At 64.4% G+C, this 26,259-nt stretch carries 30 protein-coding genes and 1 tRNA gene; 14 read left to right on the top strand and 17 right to left on the bottom strand.

Annotated elements, in window-relative coordinates:
• The first annotated feature begins 82 nt into the window (after nt 1-82).
• Entirely contained in the window at nt 83-1,294 is a 1,212-nt protein-coding gene (locus LMQ14_RS01055; protein WP_267733031.1) for an MCE family protein, read from the top strand.
• 68 nt (nt 1,295-1,362) lie between these two features.
• On the opposite strand, the gene LMQ14_RS01050 is transcribed toward LMQ14_RS01055, so the two are convergent.
• Both LMQ14_RS01050 and LMQ14_RS01045 read right to left on the bottom strand, forming a co-directional pair.
• Entirely contained in the window at nt 1,363-2,202 is an 840-nt protein-coding gene (locus tag LMQ14_RS01050; protein WP_267733030.1) for a mycofactocin-coupled SDR family oxidoreductase, read from the bottom strand.
• 196 nt (nt 2,203-2,398) lie between these two features.
• Entirely contained in the window at nt 2,399-2,953 is a 555-nt protein-coding gene (locus tag LMQ14_RS01045; protein WP_267735726.1) for a TetR/AcrR family transcriptional regulator, read from the bottom strand.
• Between the two features lie 224 nt (nt 2,954-3,177).
• On the opposite strand from LMQ14_RS01045, the gene LMQ14_RS01040 reads away from it, so the two are divergent.
• The 3 genes from LMQ14_RS01040 to LMQ14_RS01030 are packed head-to-tail and all read left to right on the top strand — an operon-like array spanning nt 3,178 to nt 6,216.
• Nucleotides 3,178-3,390, top strand: coding sequence for a ferredoxin (locus tag LMQ14_RS01040; RefSeq protein ID WP_267733029.1), 213 nt, complete (start codon nt 3,178-3,180; stop codon nt 3,388-3,390).
• A gap of 49 nt (nt 3,391-3,439) precedes the next feature.
• Nucleotides 3,440-4,720 carry a cytochrome P450 gene (locus LMQ14_RS01035; RefSeq protein ID WP_267733028.1) on the top strand — a complete coding sequence of 427 codons (1,281 nt, stop codon included), beginning with the start codon at nt 3,440-3,442 and terminating at the stop codon, nt 4,718-4,720.
• Between the two features lie 41 nt (nt 4,721-4,761).
• Entirely contained in the window at nt 4,762-6,216 is a 1,455-nt protein-coding gene (locus tag LMQ14_RS01030; protein WP_267733027.1) for an aldehyde dehydrogenase family protein, read from the top strand.
• A 25-nt stretch (nt 6,217-6,241) separates the two neighbouring features.
• Here LMQ14_RS01030 and LMQ14_RS01025 read toward each other — a convergent pair whose 3' ends face one another.
• Genes LMQ14_RS01025 through LMQ14_RS01005 form a run of 5 tightly spaced genes read right to left on the bottom strand, consistent with a single transcriptional unit; the run spans nt 6,242 to nt 11,092 of the window.
• Nucleotides 6,242-7,063 (bottom strand): NAD(P)-dependent oxidoreductase, encoded by an 822-nt coding sequence (locus tag LMQ14_RS01025; RefSeq protein WP_267733026.1) that lies wholly within the window; start codon nt 7,061-7,063, stop codon nt 6,242-6,244.
• Nucleotides 7,064-7,110: 47 nt separating this feature from the next.
• Nucleotides 7,111-8,586: an aldehyde dehydrogenase family protein gene (locus LMQ14_RS01020; protein ID WP_267733025.1), complete on the bottom strand. Its 1,476-nt coding sequence runs from the start codon at nt 8,584-8,586 to the stop codon at nt 7,111-7,113.
• Nucleotides 8,583-9,398, bottom strand: a complete 816-nt coding sequence (locus LMQ14_RS01015; protein WP_267733024.1) for a carboxymuconolactone decarboxylase family protein — start codon at nt 9,396-9,398, stop codon at nt 8,583-8,585. The genes LMQ14_RS01020 and LMQ14_RS01015 overlap by 4 nt, the downstream gene beginning before the upstream one ends.
• 30 nt (nt 9,399-9,428) lie before the next feature.
• On the bottom strand, nt 9,429-10,265 hold the full coding sequence (locus LMQ14_RS01010) for a mycofactocin-coupled SDR family oxidoreductase (protein ID WP_267733023.1): 837 nt from the start codon (nt 10,263-10,265) through the stop codon (nt 9,429-9,431).
• Complete coding sequence (locus tag LMQ14_RS01005; protein WP_267733022.1) at nt 10,262-11,092, bottom strand: mycofactocin-coupled SDR family oxidoreductase; 831 nt, start codon at nt 11,090-11,092, stop codon at nt 10,262-10,264. The genes LMQ14_RS01010 and LMQ14_RS01005 overlap by 4 nt, the downstream gene beginning before the upstream one ends.
• Before the next feature lie 107 nt (nt 11,093-11,199).
• On the opposite strand from LMQ14_RS01005, the gene LMQ14_RS01000 reads away from it, so the two are divergent.
• Nucleotides 11,200-11,838: a TetR family transcriptional regulator gene (locus tag LMQ14_RS01000; protein ID WP_420714590.1), complete on the top strand. Its 639-nt coding sequence runs from the start codon at nt 11,200-11,202 to the stop codon at nt 11,836-11,838.
• 6 nt (nt 11,839-11,844) lie between these two features.
• Entirely contained in the window at nt 11,845-12,132 is a 288-nt protein-coding gene (locus LMQ14_RS00995; protein WP_267733021.1) for a carboxymuconolactone decarboxylase family protein, read from the top strand.
• A 68-nt stretch (nt 12,133-12,200) separates the two neighbouring features.
• Here LMQ14_RS00995 and LMQ14_RS00990 read toward each other — a convergent pair.
• The 3 genes from LMQ14_RS00990 to LMQ14_RS00980 all read right to left on the bottom strand — a co-directional run bounded on the left by LMQ14_RS00990 (nt 12,201) and on the right by LMQ14_RS00980 (nt 13,296).
• Nucleotides 12,201-12,290, bottom strand: a tRNA-Ser gene (locus LMQ14_RS00990).
• A gap of 29 nt (nt 12,291-12,319) precedes the next feature.
• Complete coding sequence (locus LMQ14_RS00985) at nt 12,320-12,778, bottom strand: nucleoside deaminase (RefSeq protein WP_267733020.1); 459 nt, start codon at nt 12,776-12,778, stop codon at nt 12,320-12,322.
• A complete protein-coding gene (locus tag LMQ14_RS00980; protein ID WP_267733019.1) occupies nt 12,775-13,296 on the bottom strand; it encodes a tRNA adenosine deaminase-associated protein in 522 nt (173 codons plus the stop codon). The genes LMQ14_RS00985 and LMQ14_RS00980 overlap by 4 nt, the downstream gene beginning before the upstream one ends.
• A 131-nt stretch (nt 13,297-13,427) precedes the next feature.
• On the opposite strand from LMQ14_RS00980, the gene LMQ14_RS00975 reads away from it, so the two are divergent.
• Nucleotides 13,428-14,372, top strand: coding sequence for a prephenate dehydrogenase (locus tag LMQ14_RS00975; RefSeq protein ID WP_267735724.1), 945 nt, complete (start codon nt 13,428-13,430; stop codon nt 14,370-14,372).
• Here the strand turns inward: LMQ14_RS00975 and LMQ14_RS00970 are convergent.
• Genes LMQ14_RS00970 through LMQ14_RS00950 form a run of 5 tightly spaced genes read right to left on the bottom strand, consistent with a single transcriptional unit; the run spans nt 14,335 to nt 18,424 of the window.
• Nucleotides 14,335-14,889 (bottom strand): putative glycolipid-binding domain-containing protein, encoded by a 555-nt coding sequence (locus tag LMQ14_RS00970; RefSeq protein ID WP_420714726.1) that lies wholly within the window; start codon nt 14,887-14,889, stop codon nt 14,335-14,337. The genes LMQ14_RS00975 and LMQ14_RS00970 overlap by 38 nt on opposite strands.
• Before the next feature lie 47 nt (nt 14,890-14,936).
• Entirely contained in the window at nt 14,937-15,680 is a 744-nt protein-coding gene (locus tag LMQ14_RS00965) for an ABC transporter permease (protein ID WP_267733017.1), read from the bottom strand.
• On the bottom strand, nt 15,677-16,360 hold the full coding sequence (locus LMQ14_RS00960; RefSeq protein ID WP_267733016.1) for an ABC transporter permease: 684 nt from the start codon (nt 16,358-16,360) through the stop codon (nt 15,677-15,679). The genes LMQ14_RS00965 and LMQ14_RS00960 overlap by 4 nt, the downstream gene beginning before the upstream one ends.
• A gap of 2 nt (nt 16,361-16,362) precedes the next feature.
• On the bottom strand, nt 16,363-17,454 hold the full coding sequence (locus LMQ14_RS00955) for an ABC transporter ATP-binding protein (RefSeq protein ID WP_267733015.1): 1,092 nt from the start codon (nt 17,452-17,454) through the stop codon (nt 16,363-16,365).
• A gap of 25 nt (nt 17,455-17,479) precedes the next feature.
• A complete protein-coding gene (locus LMQ14_RS00950; RefSeq protein WP_267733014.1) occupies nt 17,480-18,424 on the bottom strand; it encodes an ABC transporter substrate-binding protein in 945 nt (314 codons plus the stop codon).
• Between the two features lie 103 nt (nt 18,425-18,527).
• On the opposite strand from LMQ14_RS00950, the gene LMQ14_RS00945 reads away from it, so the two are divergent.
• On the top strand, nt 18,528-18,944 hold the full coding sequence (locus LMQ14_RS00945; RefSeq protein ID WP_267733013.1) for a LapA family protein: 417 nt from the start codon (nt 18,528-18,530) through the stop codon (nt 18,942-18,944).
• Here the strand turns inward: LMQ14_RS00945 and LMQ14_RS00940 are convergent.
• Nucleotides 18,941-19,987 carry a phosphotransferase family protein gene (locus LMQ14_RS00940; protein ID WP_267733012.1) on the bottom strand — a complete coding sequence of 349 codons (1,047 nt, stop codon included), beginning with the start codon at nt 19,985-19,987 and terminating at the stop codon, nt 18,941-18,943. The two genes, LMQ14_RS00945 and LMQ14_RS00940, sit on opposite strands and share 4 nt — an antisense overlap.
• A 9-nt stretch (nt 19,988-19,996) precedes the next feature.
• Nucleotides 19,997-20,605, bottom strand: coding sequence for a histidine phosphatase family protein (locus LMQ14_RS00935; protein ID WP_267733011.1), 609 nt, complete (start codon nt 20,603-20,605; stop codon nt 19,997-19,999).
• Nucleotides 20,606-20,784: 179 nt separating this feature from the next.
• Here LMQ14_RS00935 and LMQ14_RS00930 point away from each other — a divergent pair, with 179 nt between their 5' ends.
• The 6 genes from LMQ14_RS00930 to LMQ14_RS00905 all read left to right on the top strand — a co-directional run bounded on the left by LMQ14_RS00930 (nt 20,785) and on the right by LMQ14_RS00905 (nt 26,231).
• Nucleotides 20,785-21,264, top strand: coding sequence for a hypothetical protein (locus LMQ14_RS00930; RefSeq protein ID WP_267733010.1), 480 nt, complete (start codon nt 20,785-20,787; stop codon nt 21,262-21,264).
• Between the two features lie 260 nt (nt 21,265-21,524).
• Nucleotides 21,525-22,571, top strand: a complete 1,047-nt coding sequence (locus LMQ14_RS00925) for a phosphotransferase family protein (protein ID WP_267733009.1) — start codon at nt 21,525-21,527, stop codon at nt 22,569-22,571.
• Nucleotide 22,572: 1 nt separating this feature from the next.
• On the top strand, nt 22,573-23,331 hold the full coding sequence (locus LMQ14_RS00920) for an SDR family NAD(P)-dependent oxidoreductase (RefSeq protein ID WP_267733008.1): 759 nt from the start codon (nt 22,573-22,575) through the stop codon (nt 23,329-23,331).
• 16 nt (nt 23,332-23,347) lie between these two features.
• A complete protein-coding gene (locus LMQ14_RS00915; protein WP_267733007.1) occupies nt 23,348-24,655 on the top strand; it encodes an acyl-CoA dehydrogenase family protein in 1,308 nt (435 codons plus the stop codon).
• A complete protein-coding gene (locus tag LMQ14_RS00910) occupies nt 24,652-25,263 on the top strand; it encodes a TetR/AcrR family transcriptional regulator (RefSeq protein WP_267733006.1) in 612 nt (203 codons plus the stop codon). The genes LMQ14_RS00915 and LMQ14_RS00910 overlap by 4 nt, the downstream gene beginning before the upstream one ends.
• The gene (locus tag LMQ14_RS00905; protein ID WP_267733005.1) at nt 25,263-26,231 is read left to right on the top strand and encodes an NADPH:quinone oxidoreductase family protein; all 969 of its coding nucleotides are present in this window, start codon (nt 25,263-25,265) and stop codon (nt 26,229-26,231) included. Before LMQ14_RS00910 ends, LMQ14_RS00905 begins: the two co-directional genes overlap by 1 nt.
• Nucleotides 26,232-26,259: the final 28 nt, after the last annotated feature.

Here is a 26,259-nt window from a genome sequence, read left to right as displayed (position 1 = left end):
GACGGATCACCCCGGGCCCCGCCCCTTTGACCGGTCTGAAACCGCAAGTGCGGCAACGCCAGTCGCGGCTTCTGCCACAACAATGATCGCCCGGGTTGTGGTTCGGCGGGTGTTGGTCGTGGGCTGTTGTGTGGTGTTGACGGCGACAGGATGCGCATTTCATGGTCTGAATTCGCTGCCGTTGCCGGGCGCGGTCGGACGTGGGCCGGGGGCCACCATCTATCACGTCGAGTTGCCGAATGTTGGGACGATGGAGTCGAATTCGCCGGTGATGATCGACGACATCATCGTCGGCAGTGTCGGCGAGATGCGGGTGCAGGGCTGGCATGCCGATGTTGAGATCTCAGTGAAGCGCGATGTGGTCGTGCCGGCCAATGTGGTGGCCAGCGTCGGTCAGACCAGCCTGTTGGGGTCGATGCATGTCGAGCTCAATACCCCACTCGGGCAGTCGGGCAGCGGACGGCTGCAGCCCGGCGCCACGATCCCCCTGAGTCGGTCGACCGCCTATCCGTCGACCGAGCAGACCCTGTCGTCGCTGGGCGCGGTCGTCAACGGCGGAGGACTGGGACAGATCGGGGAGGTCGTCCACAATTTCTCTGCCGCCCTGTCCGGGAACGAGGGCGCGGTGCGTGATCTGATCACTCGCCTCGACACGTTCGTGGGGACCCTGGACGATCAGCGGGACAACCTTGTTGAGTCCATCCGGGCGCTGAACCGGCTGTCCGGCACCTTCGCCGAGCAGCGCGACGTGCTGACCGAGGCGCTGCGCAAGATCCCGCCCGCGCTGGATGTGTTGATCAAGGAGCGCCCGCGGCTGACGGCGGCTCTCGATCACCTTCGCGTGTTCAGCAACACCGCGACTCGGTTGGTCAACGACGCGCAGGACGACCTGGTCAAGAATCTGAAGAACTTGGAGCCGACCCTCAAGGCACTCGCCGACGTGGGACCGGAGTTCGGCGCGGCGATCGCGGCGGGCTTTGTGTTCCCGTTCACCCAGAACTTCGTCGACCGAGCAGTCCGAGGCGACTACTTCAATGTTAGTTTCGATTTCGACCTGACGATTCCACGGCTCAGGCGGGGACTGTTCCTGGGGACCCACTGGGGGCAGCCGAGCATGCCGGAGCCACCGGTGCCTGGGGACCCGTATCGCATGAATTACACCCTCGATCCGCTGCATAATCCCGTGCGGCCACCGTGGATCGATCCCAATGCGCTGCCCCTGCCCGGGCCTCCACCTGGTGTTCCACTGCCGGGGCCGCCGCCGGCAACAGCACAGACGGGAAGTGGCGGGTAGTTTCTACCTGCGATTGCTCGCCGATAGCTTTGGCACCTCAGAAGTCCTAGCCGAGCTGACGCAGGAGCCTACTTCAGCATGCTCCCCGCATCGATGGTGACGGGAAGACCTGTGATGTAACGGGATTCATCGGAGGCCAGGAACAGCACCGCGTTGCTGATGTCCAGGGGCTCGACCCATCCGATCGGGAGGACGTGCATGAACTGCGCGGCGACCTTGAGATCATCTGGGCCGGGACTCTCCAGATCGGGCCGAAACAGTTTCATCGTTCCCTCGTTCATGAACATCGGCGTGTTGACGTTGGTGGGGTGAACGGAGTTCACGCGGATGAAGTGTTGGCCAAGTTCGACGGCGAAGGTACGCATCAGGCCCACGACGCCGTGTTTGGCGGCGATGTAGTGACCGGTGTGCGGGTAGGCCTTCAGGCCGCCAACCGAGCTGGTCAGGATGATGGATCCACCTTGCCCTTGCGAAATCAGGTGTGGAACACCGGCTTTGACGGTTTTCCAGACTCCCGAGAGGTTGACGTCGATCATGTCTTGCCAGTCGCCTTCGCTGGTCTTGTCTAGGGTCTGGCCGCCGTTGCCGATTCCAGCATTGGCGCAAATGATGTCCAAGCGGCCGAGCTGCTCGACACCGCTGTCGACTGCCGCCTTAAGAGCGTCGTAGTCGCGCACGTCGACTTCGGCGGTCACGACTCGCCGGTTGAAACCTTTGATGAGGTCGGCGGTCTCAGCGAGGTCATCCGGTACCGATGGCGGGATCTCGCTGTTGCTGCTGATTGGCTTACAAATGTCGACGGCGATAATGTCGGCGCCTTCTTGGGCTAGACGCACCGCGTGACTGCGTCCCTGGCCGCGGGCCGCGCCGGTAATAAACGCAACCTTGCCCTCAACGCGTCCACCCATGACTGCACCTCACTGCTCCCAAGCCGGATCTGTCAGTGGCCCGGCGCGCTGATTGTTCTCAACAAATTAGTTTGTCGATCGATCAGGAATCCTGACACCGCTTCGGTCCGGTTGTCAACAGACGTCGACGAACGGCGTCCGATAGCTCTGCAGACAGCGAACGCGACTGCCGCTCTCCCCGGAGCGCCAACAGGCGCTAGCTGCGCTGCATCGACCCGGGCGCAGCTGCCTTTAGCAGGCTGATCTGACGTTGGACGAAGGCGCGCAATTCATCGTGGCCTTGGGTGACGCCGACGGCGTTCTCGTTGCACAGGCTGCGCGCGGTTTGCGCGATCAGCATCGAGATCGCGGCTGGTGGATACTTCTCAAGATCGATGTCGTTGGCGCGCAGCACCATCGTGACGGCCGCCGTCTCGATGTCGCGGACACGTTCGGCGTACGCTTTGAGCTCGGCTCCAATTGACTTGCGGTGGTTGGCTAATGCCATGAACTCGGCGTTGAGAGTCGTCAATGCGGGATCGCTGTTCATCAGCCACAGCGCCTGGAGGGGATCGTCATCGGCGAGCAGGGCTCGCATCCGCACCAGCGCAGCCTCCGCGCCGGCGCGCAGCACGTCCAGGAACAGGTCGTCCATCGTCGGAAAGTAGTAGTAAACCAGCGCCTGCTTGACGCCTGCCTCGGCGGCCACCCGCCGTGACGTGGCCGCGGCATAGCCTTCATCGCGCATGATCCGGGCGGTCGCCTCGATCAACTTGCTGCGGGCCCCAGCATCACCGTTCCTTTTGCTGCGCGGAGTCGGCACTGTGTTGGCCAGCTCCCGGTTGCTTGACCGGGCCGCGCGGGACGTGGTAGGCATACCGCATCCTAGCAATTTGGTCGATCGATCAGTTATGAAGCCGCGAAGTAGAGCGTAACGGATGGAGGGTCCATGCCGACCGCGCCGAAGAGCGCCGCCGACGGTAAAGGTCGGCGACGATGACCGCACACCTTCGCGTGCGGGTGGATCCCGGCCTATGCGAGGCGCATGCCCTGTGTATCGAGATCGCCCCCGAGGTCTTCGACCTCGGCGATGACATCGCGACTTGCGATGAGACGCCGAAAGAGTCCTCACAGCACAACGTGGAAGCCGCCGTCGCCGCCTGTCCCCGTCAAGCCATCAGCATGGTCGTCGAAGAGACGTCACCATGATGCAGCTTGTCGCCCTGATTTCTTCGGCCCCGGAAAGGATCTGGACTAAATGACCGATCTCGCTGACGTCGACTACTTCACCGACGCCGACATCGCGCAAGACCCCTATGAGTACTGGGATTATCTGCGCAGCCAGGGGCCGGTGTTCCGGGAGCCGCACCATGGGGTGGTGGCAGTCACCGGCTACCAGGAGGTCCAGGCCGCGTTCAAAGATGTCGAGTCGTTCTCGGCGGTCAACGCGATCGGCGGCCCGTTCCCGCCGCTGCCTTTTACCCCCGATGGTGATGACATCAGCGACCAGATCGAAGCCCATCGCCACCAGTTCCCGATCTTTGAGCACATGGTGGTCATGGATCCCCCCGAACACGAGAAGGCGCGTTCCCTGTTGGGGCGGCTGCTGACTCCTCGTCGGCTGCAGGAAAACAAAGACTACATTTGGCAGCTGGCGGACCGGCAGTTCGATGAGTTCATCGCCAACGGCCACTGCGAATTCCTCGGCGAGTACGGCAAACCCTTCGCGACATTGGCGATCGCGGACCTACTCGGAGTTCCCTACGAGGACCGCGCGGAGATCCGCCGCAATCTCGGTGCGGGTAATGCACCCGGCGCCAGGGTCGGCGCCCTGGATCACGAGCCGGTGGGCAGCAACCCGTTGCAGTATCTCGACGAACTGTTCAGCGGCTACATCGCCGAGCGGCGCCAACAACCTCGCGAGGACGTGCTCACCGGATTGGCCACCGCCACATACCCCGACGGCTCGACGCCACCGCTACTGGAGGTCGTCAGGCCGGCCACCTTTTTGTTCGCGGCCGGCCAGGAGACTGTGACCAAACTTCTCAGCTCGGCAGTGCAGATCCTTGGTGACCAACCCGAGCTACAAGAGCGTCTGCGTGCTGACCGGGATCTGATCGGCGCGTTCATCGAAGAGGCATTGCGCATGCAGAGCCCGACCAAGATCGACTTCCGGCTGGCGCGTAAGACCACCACGTTGGGCGGGGTACCTATCCCGGCGGGCACGGTGATCATGCTGTGCCTGGGTGCGGCCAATCGCGATCCGCGAAAGTTTGACAATCCCAACGAGTTCCAGGTCGACCGCAAGAACGTGCGTGAGCATATCGCCTTCGGTCGCGGTATCCACACTTGCGCGGGTGCCCCGCTTGCGCGAGTGGAAGGACAGATCACGATCAACCGCCTACTCGACCGGACGCGCGAGATGAGGATCACTGAGGCCAAGCACGGTCCGCCCATCAAGCGCCAATATCGCTATGAACCTACGTTCCTGCTGCGTGGGCTTACCGAGCTGCACATCGAGTTCACCCCGGAACACTGACCATCACCGATGAGCCGCACTCTTGACCGAGGGATTTTGCCATGACCGTGCAGTCCATCCTTGACGAGATCCGCCACCGACCCGGGACGGGTGAAGTGATTCCGATCATCAACCCCGCGACCGAAGAGCAGATCACCGAATTCACTGACGGTGGTGCTGCAGCGGTCGACGAGGCCGTCGCCCAGGCCCGCGCCAGCGTCGGTGCGGGGACCTGGCGCGGACTGCCCGGGAACGAGCGGGCCAAAGTCTTATGGCGCGTGGCCGATTCGATTGACCAGTACGCCGACGAACTCGCCCAAATCGATTCGCTGAATACCGGTATGCCCTACAAGCAGGCGTCGTTGATCATGTCCACCAGCGCCGAGACGTTCCGCTATTACGCGGGCTGGTGTACGAAGGTCAACGGCATCGCTCACGACATCCAGCAGACCGGCGGCATCACCGGCGCGTACTCGACCATGCACGCCTACACCCTCAAGGAACCCTACGGTGTGGTCGGACTGATCTTCCCGTGGAACGGCCCGGTATTCAACGCGTGCACCAAGCTCGCGCCTGCACTCGCTGCCGGTTGCAGCTGTGTGGTCAAGCCTGCCGAGGAAACCCCTCTTTCGGCGCTGCTCCTGGAAAAGATCCTCACCGAAGCCGGGATTCCTGACGGCGTGGTCAATCTGGTGATCGGATACGGACACACGGCTGGCGCGGCGATCACCGCCCATCCGGGCATCGAGAAGGTCGCCTTCACCGGCTCAACCGAGGTCGGCAAGCAGATCGTGCAGGCCGCGGGTGGCAACCTCAAAAGAGTCATGCTCGAACTCGGCGGGAAATCACCGGTGCTGATCTACGACGACGCCGACGTCGACACCGCGATCATGATGGCCGCAATGGGCATCTTCATCCACTCCGGTCAGGGCTGCATCAGCGGATCACGCATCTTCGCCCAGCAGGGCATCTATGAGCGGGTCGTCGAAGGCGTTGCGAACCTGGCGAACTCGGTCAAGCTGGGCGGCCCCACTGACGACAAGGCACTCATCGGTCCAATTATCAGCGAAAAGCAGCTCACCCGCGTGATGGGCTTCATCGACGAAGGCAAGCGCGACGGGGTGCAAGTGGTAACAGGGGGTGACCGGCTCGACCGTAACGGCTACTTCGTTCAGCCGACCGTGCTCACCGACGTCGACCCCGCCATGAGGCTCTATCAGCAGGAGATTTTCGGTCCGGTGGTCGCGGTCCTGCCGTTCGATGACGACGACGAAGTGATAGCGCTGGCCAACAACTCCGACTACGGGCTGGCCGCTACCGCGTGGACCAAAGACATCAGCCGCGCACACCGATTGGCAAAGTGCCTGCAGGCCGGCACCATCACCCTCAACTGCCAGATGGTGTTCGACCATTCGATGCCGTTCGGTGGACACAAGCAGTCCGGCTGGGGCTATGAGTGGGGCCGCGACGGCATCGAAAGCTTCATGCAAACCAAGACCGTATACGCGCAGCTCTGAGGCACCCGGATACCCAGGCCGACGATCACCCAGACCGAGGATGGCCCATCAGGGCCAGCGCCGCGTCGGCGGCGTCGAGAACGGCACCCGCGTGTGCCGAAGCCGAGTCGGCGAGGTCAACGATCAGTCGCGCATCCTTCTGCAGTAGCGGTCCCGCGTATCCGGCAAGCTGGCCCAATCCGCCGGTACCGTTGATTACGTTGAGCGCGAAGCTATTTCCGCTACCGCGCGAGACAACTTCGCTGAGACCCTCCGGGGATACGCCGAGGGTCTTCGCGAGCGATAGGCCATTAGCCGCCGTTCCCAGGTTGGCGGTAAAGATCAGATTGTTCAGTAGCTTCGCGGTCTGCCCGGACCCCAGCTCGCCAAGGTGCACGACTGGGTCGGCATAGGTCTGCAAGACTGGTCGGCAGCGTTCGACGACCGCCGTGTCCCCACCGACCATCACCAGCAGACGCCCTTCGGATGCCGCTGCGCCGCCGCCGCTCACCGGGGCATCGATAACCGAAACATTCTGTGCGCCAGCATGCTTGGCGATCTCCCGGCAGGTGTCGGGATGCACGGTGCTATGCACCGCGATCACACCGCCCGGTTTAAGCCCCGCAAGCACTCCGTGCTCACCACCGGCGAGTTCTTCGATGTCGGCATCGCCAATGACGCACAAGCAGACCAGATCGCTTTCGGCGGCGAGTTCGGCTGGGGAGGCGGCGACCTTCGCCGGGGTGGCGGCAAACGGCTCCAACGTTGCCGCCCGGCGCGCCCACAGCGTCGTCGGGTAGTCGGCTTCGATGATCCGGCGCGCCATCGGCGCGCCCTGGCTGCCCAATCCGATGAATCCGACGCGCATCAACCGGCCTTCACAGCGCCGTGTCCGTGGTGGTCACCTGGTCACGCTCAGCCCATGCCGATGCGGATGTTCTTGGTCTGCTGAAACTCGCGCAGACCTTCGATGCCGCCGGTGCGACCGAACCCACTTTGCTTGTAGCCGCCATAGGGCCCTTGGGGTTCGATGTCGCTGAACTTGTTGACCCACACCGAGCCGGCTTCTAGTTGACGGGCGACGCGGTGGGCGCGATTGAGGTCGCGGGTGTGGATGAAGGCATTCAGACCGTAGGGAGTGTCGTTGGCGATCCGCACTGCTTCGGCGTCATCGCTGAACCTGATAAGAGACACCACCGGTCCGAATGTTTCGGTTTGCGCGAGTTCCGACGAGTTGTCCACGTCTCCGAGAACGGTTGGTTCGATGTAGTAGCCGCAGGCAAGTTCGCCCCCGATGCGATGCCAGCCAGTGAGAAGCTCACCGGCGCGGGCGCTGACGGCGTTGTCGATTGCCTGCAGTATCCGGTCGACGGCGGCCTGACTGATGACGGGTCCGAACATCACCGAGGGATCGAACGGGTCGCCGATTTTCGCCGCGTTGACGTTAGCCAGGAATTTCTCCACGAAGGCGTCGTAGATCGACTCGTGCACCAGCAGCCGGCTTGCGCAAGCACAGCTTTGACCCGACTGCATCAGCGGGCCTTGGTGGGCGGAGATCACGGCGGCGGTGTCCAGGTCAGCGTCTGCGAAGACGATGTTGGCTGACTTTCCCCCAAGCTCGGCAACAACGGGGGTGAGGTTGATCGCGGCCGATTGCAGGACCTTGCGCGCAGTAGCACCCCCACCGGTGAAATGGAGCTTGCCGATGCCGGGATGCTCTGCCAGCGCCTGCCCGCCGTCAGCCTGGGCGGGTAAGACGTTGACGAGCCCCGGTGGCAGGCCAGCTTCGATGCACAGTTCGCCAAAGCGCAACGAGGCCAGCGGCGCCACCTCGGATGGCTTGAAGATGACCGCATTTCCCGCGGCCAACGCCGGCGCCACGCACGCGCCCGCGACAACCAGGGCACCGTTCCAGGGAGCGATGACGCCGACGACACCATAGGGTTCACGCTCGACGAAATTGACATCGAACGATCCCGTGACCGGCGTGTTCGACCCGTGGGGTTTGTCAGCGTATCCGGCGAAGTAACGCAGGAACCGCTCCAAGAGCACCGAGGTCCCCGCCATAGAGACTGGGACGGCGTAGTCATGGACGTTGAGGGCGCTGAGCTCGGTGAATTTCTCCTGCACGGCATCGGCCAGGTCGATGAGCAGATCGCGGCGGCGATCCACGGTCAGCGCGACCCATTCCCGTTGGGCCTCGCGCGCCGACGAGACGGCATCGTCGATCTCTGCCGGCCCGGCGAGCACGATGGTCGCATTCGGCTGGCCGGTGGCCGGATAGATGTGCTCATGGGCTGCGCCGGATGACGTGGTGATCCGATCACCACCCACCAGGAGACCGACTGGCCCGGCGGGTGCGGCAGGCGGCACGGCCTCGATAGCAATCATGAGGTTTCCTGGGCTTCGGCCGCCCACTCACTCAGGATGCGCTGTTTCTGCTCGGTGATCACATCACCAAGGTGAGAGGCTTTGGCCCACCCGTAGTAGGCGGCGAAATGTAATGCTAATTCATCCATTTCGTCGAATGAGACATCACGACTTTTGAGTGCGGCATAGACGTGACTCAGGATCGGTATGGGTGCGTCCTGAATCGCCACGCATGCCACGGTCACGAGCCGTCGCTCTTTCATTCCCAGGCCCGGGCGCAGCCACATCTCACCGAACACGAAGTTCAAGATGCCCGCGCCGGAATACGGGTTGTCGCGGATCGGCACATACGGCATACAGTTGACGTCGCGAAAAGATTGCTCGCCGTCCAACAGTCGTTGCTCTGGGTCACTCGGAGTGGCCAGTGGCAGCAATGGTTCTGGCTCCGGTACCGACTCGCCGCGGTCGCGGTGGATGCGATCCCATTGTTCGTCGACGATCATGTTGAACCGCGACGCCTTCGGCCACCCGCAGTACACCGCGAAATGCAATACGGCTTCTCGTATTTCGATGATCGACAGGTCACCGCTGTTGAGGGACGCATAAACATGGTCGCGCAGCGGCTGCTCGGCGTCAGCAGCGGCCACGCAAGCCAGCGTGACGAAACGTCGATCTCGCCGGCTGAGAATCGGGCGCGACCAGATCTCGCCGAAGACGAAATCGAGCAGACCGGCGACGGCCGTGGGACTGCGGTCGGCGGGCGGATCGAAGGTCATCACCTCTGCGAACCAACGCCTGCCGCATTCGGAACGTTCGGTCTCGATTGCTGTCATCGTCTGGCTTTCTGCTCGAGATGCAGGCATTCACCGCAGGGTGACGCCGGCGTCAACCTTGAACTCGAGTCCGGTCACAAATCTTGACTCATCGGACACGAGGAACAACACTGCGTTGCTGATGTCGATCGGCTCCGCCATCACGGCAGGCAAGGCATTCAAGAAGATCGGGATTAAGTCCGAACGAGTTTCGGCCAGAATCTTCTGCATCGACTCCGGCCGCATGCCGGTGTCTACCCCGGTGGGGTGCACGGTATTGACCCGAATGCTCTGCGCCGCCAGCTCATTGGCCAACGCCTTGCTCAGTCCGACAACCCCATGCTTGGAGGCGGTGTAGGGCAGGTGCAACGGCGTGCCTTTAATGCCAGCCGAGGAGCTGATGAGAATCAAGCTGCCGCCCGCATCGAGCAGATGCGGCAACGCTGCAGCGCAGGTGTTCCAGGTGCCGATGAGATTAACGTCGACCACCGTGCGCCACTGTTCGGAAGTCGTTGAATCCCAAGTTCCGACGGTCAGAACACCGGCGTTGGCCACGGCCGCATCCAACCCGCCCAGCTCTTCCACACAGTCGGCGACCGCCGCCGCCAACGCGTCAGCGTCGCGGATATCGACCACCCGGGTGATGGCGTGGCGATCGTGCTTTTCGACCAGGCGAGCGGTCTCGTCAAGATCTTCCCGCGAGGCCAGTGGGTACTCCAACTCTGGCAGCGAAGCGCAGATGTCGACCAGGATGAGGTCGGCACCTTCCTCGGCCAGTCGCACCGCGTGACTGCGGCCCATTCCGCGCGCCGCCCCGGTGACCAATACACGCTTTCCCGCTACCCGTCCGATCGGGCGTGCTTCACCATCGATCTTGTTGCTACTCATAGCTTGTTGCAGAAGCCGGCATCGACCGGGAAGGTCACACCGGTCACATACTTGGCCTCGTCAGACGCCAGATAGGCGATTGCGGCACTGATGTCCGACGGCTCGAGCATCTCGACGGGCAGCGGGTTCTGCAGATGTGCACCCGATCCGGGATAGTTCTCCAAGAACTCCGTCATCGCAGGGTTCACGGCCATCATGGTGTTGACCGCAGTTGGGTGCACCGTGTTGACACGAATGTTGGCCGGCGCCAAGGCGTTCGCCAGCGTGCGCATCAGTCCAACGATGCCGTGTTTGGACGCCGAATAGCCCAACCCTCCGCCTTGCAGGCCCCCAAAGCCCTTTAGCCCTGCCGTGGAACTGGTGAAGATGATGACTCCGCCGCGGTTGCCGGCCAGCAGATGCGGGATCGCCGCCTGCGCGGAGTGATACGCCCCGTCGAGGTTTACCCCCACAACAGCTTTCCACTGAGCCAGCTCTTCTTCGATACTCAGCTCGCGGAAGCCCACTGGCGCAATTCCCGCGTTCGCCAGCACGATGTCGAGTCGCCCAAAGTGCTCGACACCGGCGTCCACCGCGGTTTTGATTTGATCGAAATCACGCACGTCGGCGACCGACCCCAGCATTTTGCCGCCCTCGGCCTCGACGAGGTCGACCGTCTCGTCGAGTTCGGCTCGGCTGGCCATCGGGTAGTGGTTGGCCGCGATGTCTGCACAGATGTCCACGCCGATAATGCTGGCCCCGTCGCGCGCCAAGCGAATCGCGTGACTGCGGCCCTGACCGCGTGCCACCCCAGTGATAAATGCGACCTTGCCGTCCAGGCGACCCATCAGACCTCGCTTCATTGCGCCGGCACGGCGACCAGTGGGTAGCAGTAACCGTGTTATCCCGAGTAGAGTAACCGCGTTACTCCTGGACGGCAAGGGTGTTGTGGACAGTGACCGATTTCGATGGCGCGCATGGTGAGACGGGGCGGCGCGACGCCCGAATTCTGGACGCGGTCGTGCAGATTCTGGAGATGAAGGGCTATGACGCCGTCCAATTGCGCGAAGTCGCCCGGCGCTCGCAGACGTCGTTGACCACCATCTACAAGCGGTACTCAAACCGCGATGAGCTGATCGCCGCGGCCGTGCAGATGTGGATGGACGAGCATCGATTCGCAAAGCTTTGGGGCCAGTCCCACGAGGTCGACGAATCGCTGTACGGCGGCCTAATGCGCGTGTTGCGCACCATTTTCCTCCCTTGGGAGGAGCACCCCGGCATGCTCACGGCTTACTTCCGTGCCCGGGCAGCACCGGGTGGGCAACAAATCGTTCGCCACGGCCTGGACATGGCTGTGCCCAAATTCTTCGAAGTACTCCGCGACGTCGACGATAGTTTCATTGCCGACCTCGACAGCATCATTTCCACCCTGGTATACGGGCTCCTGGGCCGCTTCACCGCCGGCGAGATCGCCGTCACCGATATCCTTCCGACCCTCGACCGCGCCGTGTGGCGCTTGACGAGTGGATACGAAACGCAACACCAGCACGCCGCCGATCAACGCCCGACAAATAGCGAGTTTCAAAGCCAATGAAAACCGTTGAGCTCGAATACTTTAGATTGCGAAGGTCACGTGCAAGGCGTTGATCCACTGCCGGAACACATCCTCGGTTTGTCGGCAAAAGATCGCAGCATATTGAACATCGCCGGCGCTGCAGCTCTCCTGCGAACCGATGATCTGCGTATCGAGATCGACAAAGCTCTAGCCAATGGCGTCACTGCAGACGAGGTCCGCGACATCATCGAGCAAGTAGCACTACACGCTGACTTAAGCCTCGCCGAGTGCGTCTGCATCGCCGAGCAATGTCTGGCTGATCCTGGACATTAGCCGGGCCCTAAAGTTCGGTCGGTTCGGATCCTGCGTTGTAGCTACCCGCGGTTTCCCGCTGATAGCTTTGGCGGTGGCGGAGGGATTTGAACCCTCGGACGGTTTTAGCCGTCACACGCTTTCGAGGCGTGCTCCTTAGGCCGCTCGGACACGCCACCGCCGAGCAGCTTACCCAACCAGCACCCGCTCACCCCAATCGCTGGCGGGCGAAGAACTCCTCCAGTGGCGCGGCGCACTCCGCGGCGAGCACACCGCCGCGCACCTCGGGGCGGTGATTGAGCCGACGATCGCGAACCACATCCCACAGCGATCCGACCGCTCCGGTCTTGGGCTCCCACGCGCCGAACACCAGCCGGGCAACGCGCGCCAGGACCAGGGCACCCGCGCACATCGTGCAGGGTTCGACGGTGACGGCCAGCGTGGCCCCCTCGAGCCGCCACCCGTCACCCAGCGCCGTGGCCGCCGCGCGCATCGCCAAGACTTCCGCGTGCGCGGTCGGATCACCAAGGGCCTCACGGGCATTCACCGCCCTGGCGAGTTCGGCTCCGTCGGGACCGATGATCACCGCGCCGATCGGCACATCGCGGGGGCCCGCCGTTGCGGCGGCCGCCAGCGCGGCACGGATCAGATCCTCGTCATCGATCACCGATTGAGGCGGTCGATCACCGCCGACAGCTGGTCGGCAAAGCCCATCTCCCGGGCGATGCGGCCCAATTGCTCGTCGGCGTAAAGGTCGGACTCGTCGAGGATGACACCCAGCACCGCCTCGGGCAGCCCGATGTCGGACAGCAACCCGAGGTCGCCTTCTTCGAACGGCTCCGCGTCCTCGAGGTCCTCGGGATCGATGTCGGCGTCCAGGTTGTCCAGAACTTCGGCCGCGATGTCGTAGTCCAATGCAGCCGTGGCGTCGGACAACAGCAACCGGGTTCCTGACGGTGCGGGGCGCACGATGACAAAGAATTCGTCGTCGATGTCGAGAAGCCCAAAGACCGCTCCCGCACTGCGCAGTTCACGCAGCTCTGTCTCGGCGGCAGCCAGACTCGTCAGCGAATTGGGGGCCATTACAGAACACCGCCACTGGCCCTCTTCGCGCACGACTGCGACGCCAAAGCCGTCCGGTATATCCACGGACGGGCCTTGCGTTGCGGCCCGCTCTCGTCCCATGGGCGCCTACGCTAGTCGTTGACCAGGCGGCTTGACCAGACAGCGCAAACCAGCGAGAGGACCTCGGGCCGCCGTTGTCGATCCAACTGTGCCAACCTTGGTCTGTGGCTCGGACGGCGGCGAGGACCCCGGTGTGTGTCCTCGGGTTGGGACTTATCGGCGGTTCGGTCATGCGGGCGGCCGCGGCCGCCGGCCGGGAAGTGTTCGGCTACAACCGCTCGGTGGAGGGTGCGCGCGGAGCACTCGCCGACGGCTTTGCGGCCACGACCGAGCTCACAGACACGTTGACCCGGGCCGCCGATACGGGCGCCCTGATCGTGCTGGCCGTGCCGATGCCCGCCCTGCCGGCGATGCTCGCCCATGTCAGCGAATTGGCCCCCAAATGCCCGCTCACCGACGTCACCAGCGTCAAAACGGCGGTGCTCGACGAGGTTGTCGCGGCCGGTCTGCAGGACCGCTTTGTCGGCGGTCATCCGATGACGGGCACCGAGAGCTCGGGGTGGGCGGCCGGCCACGCCGGATTGTTCACGGCGGCGCCGTGGGTGGTCAGCGTCGACGACCACGTGGACCCGGTGGTGTGGTGGATGGTGATGACGCTGGCGCTGGATTGCGGCTCGGTGGTGGTGCCGGCCAAATCCGACGAGCACGACGCCGCGGCGGCCGCCATCTCGCATCTGCCGCATCTGCTCGCCGAGGCGTTGGCGGTGACGGCCGCGGAGGTTCCGTTGGCCTTTGCCTTGGCTGCCGGGTCGTTCCGGGACGGCACCCGGGTGGCGGGCAGCGCCCCGGACCTGGTGCGCGCGATGTGCGAAAGCAACACCGCCCATCTGCTCACGGCGGTCGACCGCGTCATGGATCTGCTCAGCCGAGCTCGCGACTCGCTGGATTGGGACAACTCGGTGGCCGACCTCGTCGAGGCGGGCCATGCCGCGCGAACGCGCTACGACCGCTTCCCGCGCTCCGACATCTTCACCGTCACGATCGGCGCTGACAACTGGCGCGAAGAACTGGCCGCCGCCGGCCGGGCGGGCGGGGTGATCAGATCCGCTCTGCCAATCCGGGATAGTCCTCGATGAACCCTTCGGCGTCGACGGTCACGGTGGTGTCGGCGACCGGAGACCGCAGCTTGATCCCGTCGGGGCCGCCCTGCCCGGTGTAGCTCACCGTGGCCGCGGTGACGGTCATGTCGGGCACGTTGACGTAGACCACGGGCAAGGTGATCATTTCCGCCCGCTCGTGTAGCCCCAGCCGGCGGATGGGCAGCGCGTTGAAGAACGGACTGAACACCACGTCGACGTCGAGTGCGCCGTTGTATCCCTCACGTCGGTCGCCTTGGTGGTCGGTCACCATCCACATGTTTTCCTCGTCACGGGCGATGGCGAGCTGGCGTTCCCGCTCGGCGAGGGTGATCGTCAGCCCGAACCTCTTGGTGGCTCCACTCTCGTCGGTCTGCACCTCGTAGAAGGCACCGAAAGCCGGGTTCGTCGCGGTTGCCGCGGCCACGATGCGTCCGGTGGCCTTAATTCGCTTGCCGGACACCTGTACTCGCACCGATTCCATGCGGGAGATGTCCGGTGCGCGCCAGGTCAGCATCGCGGGCCAGACGTGCTCGGTCGGGTCAGGGGGGCTGTTCACACTCCCTACCGTAGGACGTGCCCGCCGGCCGCGGCAGGCTGGTCGGCAACTGGGGTCACCGTCACATCGTCGCGCCGATGAGGCCTGCGCAACCGTCCGGTGCCGGGCACCGAAACCCAGACGGCCATCGCGAGCAGGCCATCGAGGATCAGCGCCAGCCCGGCCACCATCAGCGCTCCGACCAGAGCGAGCTGGAATTCGCGTTCTTTGATCCCGTCGATCAGGTAGCGGCCCAGGCCGCCGAGGCTGGCATAGGCGGCCACGGTTGCGGTGGCAACCACCTGCAGCGTCGCGTTGCGCAGCCCGCCGAGAATCAACGGCATCGCGTTGGGCATCTCGACGCGCAGCAGCACCTGGGCCTCCGTCATGCCCATCGCCCGGGCGGCGTCGACCACCACCGGGTCGACGTTGGCGATACCCGCGTAGGTGCCGGCGAGCAGGGACGGCACGCCGAGCAGCATCAGGGCGACCAGCGGTGGGCCGAGGCCCAGCCCGAACAGCAGCACGCCCAGCAGCAGCACCCCGAGTGTCGGCAGTGAGCGCAGCCCGTTGACCGCACCCACCACGAGCAGCGTGCCGCGGCCGGTGTGGCCGATGACCATCCCGATGGGTATCGCGATCAGCGCCGACGCGCCCACCGCGACGGCGGTGTATTCCACGTGCTCCAAGATCCGCGCCGCGAGGCCGACCGGACCGGTCCAATTGTCGACGGTCAGCAGATAAGACACCGCCTGCTGGACGAAGTTCATCGCGCGCCCCCCACCACCGGGGCGAGGACGGATCGCCGGCGCGGGGCACTCGCGCGAGACCAGGGCGTGGCGAGCCGGCCGGCCAGCACGATCAGCATGTCGATGACGACCGCCAACACGAACAGCGCGATGATGCCGGCCAGGATCTGATCACTCTTGTCGGTCGCATACCCCTCGGTGAACCAGGTGCCCAGGCCGCCGATCCCGATCACCGAACCCACTGACACCATGGCGATATTGGTCACCACGACCACCCGCAACCCCGCGATCATCACCGGGATCGACAGCGGCAGTTCGACTTTCAGGATGCGTTTGACGGGCGAGTAGCCGACGGCGGTGGCGGCGTCACGCACCTGGGCCGGTACCGCGTCCAGCGCTTCGAGCACCGCGCGCACCATCAGCGCGGTCGTGTAGGCGGTCAGCGCGACCAGGACGTTGGCTGCGTCCAGGATCCGGGTTCCGATGACCACCGGCAACGCCACGAACAACGCCAGCGACGGGACGGTGAACACGACGCTCGCGGTCGCCGTCGTCAGCCGCCGCGCAATCGGTGCGTGCTGCACCAGCACGCCCAGCGGCACCGCGATCACCACCCCAATCAGCACCGGTACCAACGACATCCGCAGATGGATTACGGTCAACGTCCAGGCGTCGCCCAGGTGGGTGAGCAGGTAGTGCATGGTCAGCTCCGCCGCTGGGATTCGACCGCGGCCAGCACGTCGGCGGCCAGCACCCCGCCGATGACCTTGCCGTCGTCGTCGACGGCGATCCCCACTGTCGACGGCGACGACAGCGCCGCGTCCAGCGCGTGGCTGAGATTGCCGCCGGGCCGGAACAACGCGCCGACGGTGCTCATGCTGTCGGCCAGCGACGCACCACCGCCGTGCCGCCGCAGGCCCTCGCCGTCGATCCAGCCCAGCGGAAGGCCGTCGGCGTCGATGACCACCGCCCACCCGGCTAACGGACGTTCGGTGAGGCCGCTGACCGGGAGGGTGTCGACGGGGTGCAGCGGCAGGCCATTCGCATCGATCAACTGCAGCCACCGGTAGCCACGGCCGAGACCGATGAATTTCGACACGAAATCGTTGGCGGGCCGCGAAAGTAGTTGGGTGGGTTCGTCGTACTGCTGCAGCGCGCCACCGCGGCCGAGGATCGCGACTTGGTCCGCGAGCTTGAGCGCCTCGTCGATGTCGTGCGTGACGAACACGATGGTTTTGTGCAATTCGCTTTGCAGGCGGAGTATTTCGTTCTGCAGTTCGAGACGAACCACTGGGTCGACGGCCGAGAATGGCTCGTCCATCAACAGGATTGGCGGATCGGCGGCAAGCGCGCGTGCCACGCCGATGCGTTGTTGTTCACCACCGGAGAGCTGCGCGGGGTAACGGTTGGCGAGTTTGGAGTCCAGCCCGACGCGTTCGAGCACCTGGTAAGCCGCCTTGCGGGCCTCCCGGCGGGACTGCCCCCGCAGCACCGGCACGGTCGCGACGTTGTCGATCACCCGTTGATGCGGCATGAGCCCGGCGTGCTGGATGACGTAACCGATTCCGAGCCGCAGCTTCACCGGGTCGACGGTCGAAACGTCCTCCCCGTCGACGGTGATGGTGCCCGACGTCGGCTCGATCATTCGATTGATCATCCGCAGCGCGGTGGTTTTGCCGCTTCCCGAGGAGCCGACGAAGACCGTCAGCTTGCCGTTGGGGACCACAAGGCTCAGCCGATGGACAGCGGTGGTCCCGTCGGCGAATGTCTTGCAGACATCGTCGAACACGATCACCGTGCCACCCCCCAGCCGACCGTCATTATGTAAGCGGGTGGTTGAAGCCGTTGTCCCGCACCCAGTTTCGTGCTGCCTGGTCGGGATCGATGCCGGAGTTGCCTGCCACGGCCGCGTTGAGTCCGGCCAGACCGGCGGTGGTCAGCTTCGCCGAGACGGCATCCAGGACATTCTTGAGCCGATCGGACTTCTTCTGCGAATTCACCAGCGGCACAATGTTGCCCGCCACGAAGTTGTGCTCAGGATCTTCGAGCACCACCAGATGGTCTTGCGGAATCGCCGGCGAAGTCGTGAAGATGTTGGCAGCGTTCACCCTTCCCTCGACCAGCGCGCGTACCGTCACCGCGCCGCCACCGTCGTTGATCGCGACGAAGTTACCGGGACTGATGTTGAGCGAGTATTTCTGTCGCAGCCCGGGCAGGCCGGACGGGCGGTTCTCGAAGGCCGAGGGTGCCCCGAATTTCACATCCGGCGAGTGGGCGGCCAGGTCACCGATGGTTTTGAGGTTCCACGCGGCGGCGGTTCCGCCGGTGACGCTGACCGTGTCAGTGTCGGAGGCCGGGGACGGCGTCAGAACCGACAGGTCACCCGGCAATTTCTGGTAGAGCTCCAATTCCACGGCGTTGAGCATGGTCGCGGTCGAGTCGGGGGCGAAGTAGCGCAGCAGATTGCCGACATATTCCGGTACCAAATCGATGGAATGGTCTTTGAGCGCCGGGATATACGTCTCGCGGCTGCCGATGCCCATCCGCCTTCCTACGTCGAAACCGTTGGCCTGCAACGTCTGTGCATAGATCTCGGCAATGATCTGAGATTCCGGGAAGTCAGCGGACCCGACAACGATGGATTTCATGCTGCGGAGCTCCGGCGCCAGCGGATCGGAATTGCTGCAGGCCGCAACCAGGCAGGCGACCGCGAAGCACGCTGCCGCGGGGATGATCACGCGGTGCGAGCGCCGCAGCATCCTCATAACGCTGACAGTAATGGCATATCCGGCCCGACGCTGTGGCCATGAAGCAGGCGGTTTGCGCGGTTTGGTTTCATTCTGGGCAGGATCGGACAAAGATAGATCCATGAGCAGCACCGACCCTGGCTTGCCCGGTAACCCGCCGCCTAAGCCCACTCCGGCGCCTCCCGCCAAACCCGTCGCAGCGCCTACCGCTAAGCCCGTACCAGCGCCTCCCCCGGCGCCCCATGCGGGCGCGAAACCACCCAAAGAGCCGGCCATCGGGTTCACCCGAGCCGGCGCGCTGTGGTCGGCGCTGACCGCCGGCTTCCTGATCCTGATCCTGTTGCTGATCTTCATCACCCAGAACACGACGTCGACGCCGTTCCAGTTCCTGGGCTGGCGTTGGAGCCTGCCGCTGGGCGTGGCCGTCCTGCTGGCGGCAGTGGCCGGCGGCCTGCTCACCGTGGCCGCCGGCACCGGGCGGATCCTGCAGCTGCGTCGCGCGGCCAAGAAGCATCACGCGGCGACCGCGCGCGACTAGCCCGGCAGTTTGGCCAGTTCCGCCAGTCCGCGAGAGATCAACGGCGCGACCACCTCCGGCATGTGATCGGAGTCTCTACCGCCGGCCTGATCCGCCATGCGCCTGCGGAAGTCGATGCCCGCTGCGATGATGGCGAGCTTGAAGTACGCCAACGCCATGTAGAACTCCCAATGCGCCAACGGCAATCCGGAGACAAGCGAGTACCGGTCGGCCAGCTCGTCGGCCGTCGGCAGCAGCGGCGAAGTCCAGGCGGCCTGCGCATTGACGATCAGATCCAGCGCCGGGTCCCGGTATACACACATCAGGGCCGCGTCGGACAGCGGGTCCCCCAGCGTCGAGAGCTCCCAATCCACCACGGCGCGCACCCGCGTCGGGTCGTCGGCGTCCAGGATGGTGTTGTCGATCCGGTAGTCGCCGTGCACGATCGAGGTGCGGCTCTGCGGCGGAATGGCTTGCTGCAGACCGGAATGCAGCCGTTCGACGTCGGCGTCGCGATGGTCGTCGGGCAGCCGCACCAATTCCCATTGCGAGCCCCAGCGGCGCACTTGGCGTTCCAGGTAGCCGCTGGGCTTGCCGAAATCGGCCAGTCCCACGGCATTCGGGTCGACGGTGTGCAAGTCGACGAGTACCCGGACCAAGGCGTCCACGCATTTGTCGATCACGGTGTGGTTGAAGGCTTCGAGTTGGGCGCGCCGTCGCACCACCTGCCCGGCGACAAACTCGACGATCTGGAACGGCGCGCCCAGCACCGAGTCGTCCTCACACAGCGCGATCGCGCGCGCCACTGGAACGGGCGTGTCCTGCAGTGCCGCCACCACTTTGTACTCGCGGGCCATATCGTGCGCCGACGGGGTCAACCCATGTAGCGGTGGACGGCGCACCAGCCAGTTCGTTTTGTCGTCATAGACGCGGAATGTCAGATTGGAGCGGCCGCCGGAGATGAACTCCCCACGCAATTCACCGTCGCGCTCGATACCGAGAGAACGCAGGTACCGGTCCAAGGCGGGCAGGTCCAGCCCGTCGAGTCGATCAGCCGAAGTCACCGAACTTGTTTACCATCGCTGATTGCGGGGCAACAGGTCCCACACGTGTTCGATGCCGTTGACTCCCGCCACGGTCGCCTGACCGGTCCGCGAGTAGAGCAGGCGGGTCACCGATGCGTAGTCGACGGGAAACGACAACAACCGTGTCGTCCCGAGGATTTCGTGCAGGAGCAGGTTGATCACCCCACCGTGGCTGAACACCGCGACGGTGTCTTCAGGATCGGCGGACGCGACGAGGTCGTCGATCGCCGCCCCGATCCGCGCCCGGAACGCGTCTTCGTCGACCGCACTGGGTAGGTGGCCCTGCGCCAGTCGCTCCCACTCCTTCGGGTTTTCCTGACGGATCTGCTCGACGGGGATGTACACCGGAAGGTCGCGATCGTATTCGGCGAAGCGATCGTCAATCTCGACGGACAGCTTCCGGGCCGCCGCGACCGGTTCGGCGGTCTGAATGGCACGGCGCTGCGGGCTGCTGAGCACCCGGGAGATCGGGAACCTGGCGAGCGCCTCGGGCAGGCGCGCGATCTGGGCCACCCCCTCTTCCGACAAGTCCGGGTCGGAACCCTGGCCGTGTTCGCTGCGCAGCGGCAACGCATGCCGGACCAGAAGCACTTGCATGTCTCTCCCTGTCGTCGGGTGTTCGGTGGCCGGTTCGCAGTTTCTCATCGCCCGCTGCCGCCGCGCGCGGGAGGCTTCCGCGACGGGCTAATCGAGTAGCCAACTACGCGCGCCTATCTACGGGTCGAGTGCCAAGGTTAATTCACAGCAATCGCAGCACTTGGCGGGAGGAATTTCTCATGGACATCAAGGCGCTAATTCAAAGGGCGGCAGCGACGGCCGCGGTCTCTGCTGTGCTGACGGGCGGCGCTGTATTTACTTGTGGCACCGCTTCGGCGAACGGCGCGCTGGAGGCTCTGGAACGCGTGATCCAGGAATACCGTCCGCTAGTCGCTCCGATTTTATCGGAAGGCGGACATATTCCAGTTAGTCCGGTCGCGGCAGAATCGGTCGTCACACGGACACGGAATATCATTGCCAGCACTGTCCGTTCTGAGGATACATACGACAGTTGGATGAGCTATTGGAACGCCGGATGCAAGGTCAACAAGCGTGCTCATAAAATCTTCTCATTCGAGCAAGCTTTACAGGATTACCATATCTTCGGGTATGACCGGGAAAGAACTCTCAATATCAGCGATAGCATCGAAAAGATGCGTAGCGACGGGCAATTAGGCACAGACTACGCGAATGCCATTTGTCAGTATGTGGCCGGTTAGCGGCACGATATATAATTCGCCGTTTTGACACGTGTTCGCCAAAATTTGGCGACGCGAAATACGACTTGATCATCGAGCTGGTCGATACTCTGGCGAAAGACCAGTAATACCGGCCGGCAAGTCCGGTTCCCGCAATCCTATTGGCCAGTCGCGCCGGGATATCGGCGCCCCATTCGCCGAACGAGCATGTCTGGGCCGGTGCCACTAGCGGTCTGTGTGGAGAATGCTATTCTCCACACAGAGAGTGGGGTGTGCGGACAATGACGACTGCTGGTGGAACCCAACTGGACCCTGGAGTGCTAGGCCGATGGCTGGACGCCAACGACGCGCCGGGAAGCGGCGAGGAGCCGCTCCTGGAGCAACTCAAGGGCGGTTCGCAGAACACGCTGTATCTGATTCAGCGTGGCAGCGAGCGCATGGTGCTGCGAATGCCGGGCGCTCGCGCGGACGCGGCCCGCATCGACGGCCTGCTGCGCGAGATCCGGCTGGTGCGGGCACTGTCCGGCACCGATGTGCCACACGCCGAGCTGATCGCCGCCGACGACAGCGGCACCGTGCTCGGCATGCCGTTCTACGTGATGCGGGCGATCGACGGCTGGAGCCCGATGGACGGCGGCTGGCAGCCACCGTTCGACACCGACCTCGACGCGCGGCGCGGGCTTTCATTCGAACTCGTCGAAGGCGCCGCTAAGCTGGGCCGGGTGGACTGGCGCGGCCAAGGGCTCGAGGGCTTCGGCCGCCCGGACGGATTCCACGATCGGCAGGTCGACCGTTGGCTGGCGTTCCTCGACGCCTACAAGGTGCGCGATCTGCCGGGCCTGAACGAGGCCGCCGATTGGCTGCGCCGCAACCGGCCCGCGGAATACCAGCCGGGCATCATGCACGGCGACTACCAGTTCGCCAACGTGATGTTCGCGCACGGGGACCAGGCTCAACTCGCCGCGATCGTGGACTGGGAGATGACGACAGTCGGCGATCCGCTGCTGGACCTCGCCTGGTCGCTGCTGGGCTACGACGGCGAAAACCCCAAGGGCGACGGGTTTTATCTGGACATGAGTGGCATGCCGACGCGCAGCGAATTGCTGCAGCACTACGAGAAAGTCAGCGGGCTTTCCACCGAGAACATCGACTACTACCTGGTGCTGGCCAACTGGAAGCTCGGCATCGTGCTGGAAAAGACCTACGCCGCCGGCGTGCGCACCGGAAAGGTCGACCCCAAGATCACCGGCGCATTCGGCCCGATGATCCTTCAGCTCATCGCGACGGCGGCCGAGATGGCGCGCAGCCTGCCGACGAGGTGCCGCTGAAATGGGTTATGCCGACCAGCTTTTCGACCTCACCGATCGCGTGGTGCTGATTACCGGCGGCAGCCGTGGACTCGGGCGGGAAATGGCGTTCGCCGCCGCGCACTGCGGCGCCGACGTGGTGATCGCCAGCCGCAACTTCGACAACTGCGTCGCCGCGGCCAAGGAGGTCGAAGCCCAGACCGGGCGGTCCGCGCTGCCCTACGGTGTGCACGTCGGACGCTGGGACCAGCTCGACGGCCTGGTCGACGCCACCTACCAGCGGTTCGGCAAGGTCGACACCCTGATCAACAACGCGGGCATGTCGCCGCTTTACGACAAGCTCAGCAACGTCACCGAGAAGCTGTTCGACGCGGTGGTAAACCTGAATCTCAAAGGGCCGTTTCGGTTATCGGCGTTGGTGGGCGAGCGAATGGTGGCCGCGGGCAGCGGGTCGATCATCAACGTGAGCTCTACCGGGTCGCTGCGCCCGAACGGCGGCATCATTCCCTATGCGGCCGCCAAGGCCGGGCTCAACGCGATGACCGAGGGGCTGGCGCAGGCCTTCGGGCCGGCGGTACGGGTCAACACGCTGATGGCCGGGCCCTACCTGACCGACGTCAGCAAGGCGTGGGACCTCAGCGGGGGCAACAACTTTGGCCACCTCCACCTGAAACGCGCCGGTGACCCGCGCGAAGTCGTCGGTGCCGCATTGTTCTTGGCGTCCGACGCGTCCAGTTTCACGACCGGTTCGATTCTGCGGACCGACGGCGGAATTCCCTAAAGCGAGGAGTATTCGAATGTCATGGGACTTCTCTACCGAGCCCGAGTTCGAGAAGAAGCTCGCCTGGGTTCGCGAGTTCGTGCATGAGGAGGTGGAGCCGCTCGAGGTGCTGTTCCCGGGCTGCGAGTTCCTGCCGCTCAATGACGAGCGCCGACGCATTGTCGATCCGCTCAAGCAGCAGGTCCGCGACAATGGCTTGTGGGCACCGCATCTGGGGCCGGAACTGGGTGGGCAAGGCTTCGGCGCGGTCAAGCTGACATTGATCAACGAGATTCTGGGCCGCAGCCCGTGGGCGCCGATCGTGTTCGGAACCCAAGCGCCCGATACCGGTAACGCGGAGATCATCGCGCGCTTCGGAACCCAAGACCAGAAGGATCGCTATCTGTCCGGATTGCTGTCCGGGGAGATCTTCTCCTGCTTCTCGATGACGGAACCGCAAGGCGGCGCCGATCCGCGCGTGTTCACCACCCGCGCCGTCCGCGACGGCGACGACTGGGTGATCACCGGTCGAAAGTACTTTTCCTCCAACGCTTCTGTGGCGTCGTTCTTCATAGTCGTCGCGATCACCAATCCGGACGTGCCCGTCCATCGCGGCGCCTCGACGTTCCTGATCCCCGCCGACACCGAAGGTCTGAACCTGGAAGCCAACCATCACCTGGTGGGCGCCGACCCGCATGAGCCCGGGCATTCCCTGGTGCACTACGACGGGGTACGGGTGGGGGCGGATGGGCTGCTCGGCGAAGCCGGGCAGGGCTTCCTGATCCTGCAGACCCGGCTGGCGGGCGGGCGGCTGCATCACGCGATGCGCTCCATCGGGATGGCGCAGCGCGCGGTAGACATGATGTCACGACGCGCGAAAAGCCGTTTCACCCAAGGCAGCCCGCTGGCCGACAAGCAGCTGGTGCAAGAATTCGTGGCCGACTCCTACACCGAGCTGATCCCGTTTCGGCTGACGGTGCTGCACGCCGCGTGGCTGATCGACAACGGCGACGAGCATGGTGCGCGCGCCGAGATCGCCGCCTGCAAGATCCTGGCCTCACAGGTTCTGAAATCGATTGCGCTGCGCGCCATTCAGGTGCATGGTGCGCTCGGGCTCACCGACCAGTTGCCGCTGGTCAATGTGCTGCTAGGCGGCATCGCGCTCGGCCTTGCCGACGGGCCGACCGAGGCGCACAAGGTCAACCTGGCCCGGATGCTGCTCAAAGGCTACGACGCCGAGGAAGGTGACTGGCCCAGCGAAATGCTGCAAGTACGTCGTGACGCCGCCCGGGAAAAGTACGGCGCCCTGGTCGGTAGCGTTCCGGCACACCCACATTCGCCATGATCAACAGAGTCGCCGCGGCTGTCGAGCGCGCCCTCGACGACCGGCAGCGGGGGGCGACCGCGGAGGTCGAACGCATCCTGGCGGCCGCGGTGCGGGTGATGGAGCGCGTCGCGCCCGAGGAGCCGCGGGTCAGTGACATCGTCACCGAGGCCGGGTCGTCGAACAAGGCGTTCTACCGGTATTTCGCCGGCAAGGACGATCTCATCCTGGCCGTGATGGAGCGTGGTGTCGGGATCGTCGTGTCGTACCTGGAACATCAGATGGCCAAGGAGGCCCGACCGCGGGACAAGATCGCCCGCTGGATCGAGGGCACCCTGGCTCAGGTCGCCGAACCCGACCTGATCAGGAAAAGCCGCGCAGCGGCCGGTCAGATGGCGACCGCGACGAACTGGCGTACGGTCGATCACGAAATGATGTACCCACTGCGCGATCTGCTGGTCGAACCGGTTGCGGCACTGGGAAGTACCGATGTCGAACGCGACGTCGAAGCGGTGTTCTGCTGCACGGCGGCAACGATGCGGCGCTACATGGGCTCTCCCGTTCGGCCCGAGCCCGACGACATCGCACATGTGGTGCGGTTCTGTTTGAACGGCTTGGGAGTCAGTTGATGCGTGCTGTTGTCTGTCGTTCGTACGGTCCTCCGGAGAGTTTGGTGCTCGACGACGTTCCCGAGCCCGTCCCGGCGCCGGGCCAGATGTTGGTGCGGGTGCACGCCGCGTCGGTCAACTTCCCCGACGTGTTGTTCATCGCCGGCAAGTACCAGGTCAAGATTCCGCCGCCGTTCATACCGGGCAATGAGATTGCCGGGGAAGTGATCTCCGTCGGCGAGGGTGCGCCGTTTCAGCCGGGCCAGCGGGTGGCCGGAACCACCTTCGGAGCGTTCGCTGAGCAGGCACTGCTCGACACGACGCAGGCGTCGTTGATACCCGACGACGCCGACTTCGCGTCGGCCGCGGCCTTCGGCGTGACCTACCGCACGGCGTATTATGCCCTGCGGTCGACCGCCGCTGTGACAGAAGGTGATTGGGTCGTAGTACTCGGCGCCGCGGGCGGTGTGGGACTGGCCGCCGTCGATCTGGCAGTCGCGATGAAAGCCCGGGTGCTGGCCGCGGCGTCGAGCCCGGAGAAGCTCGAGCTGTGCCGGCAGCGCGGGGCAGAGGCCGTCGTCGACTACGACCACGAGGACCTGAAAACGCGGATCCGCGAGCTCACCGGCGACGCGGCCCGGGTTGTGTTGGACCCGGTCGGCGGACAGTATTCGGAGCCGGCGCTGCGCGGTCTGGCGCGCGGCGGTACCTTCGTCACCCTCGGCTACGCGGCGGGCACGATCCCGGCCATTCCGCTCAATCTTGTTCTGCTCAAAGACCTCTACGTGCGTGGCATGGAAATCCGCACCTTCGCCAGTGACTATCCCGACGAGGCGGTCCGCGACGAGCAGGAGCTAGCGCAGATGTTCGCCGCGGGCACGGTCCGTCCGTACATCGGCGCCCGGTTCCCGTTGGCCGAGACGCCGTCCGCGTTGCGGCATGTGGCCGACCGCAAGGTTTTGGGCAAGGTGGTCATCGACGTCGCGTGACGTCACATTCGCCACACTGGTTGACACG

The organism is Mycobacterium sp. Aquia_213 (assembly GCF_026625985.1).
Taxonomy (GTDB): domain Bacteria; phylum Actinomycetota; class Actinomycetes; order Mycobacteriales; family Mycobacteriaceae; genus Mycobacterium.
Note: the sequence above shows the minus strand (reverse complement) of the source record. Positions and strands in the feature narration are given on the sequence as shown.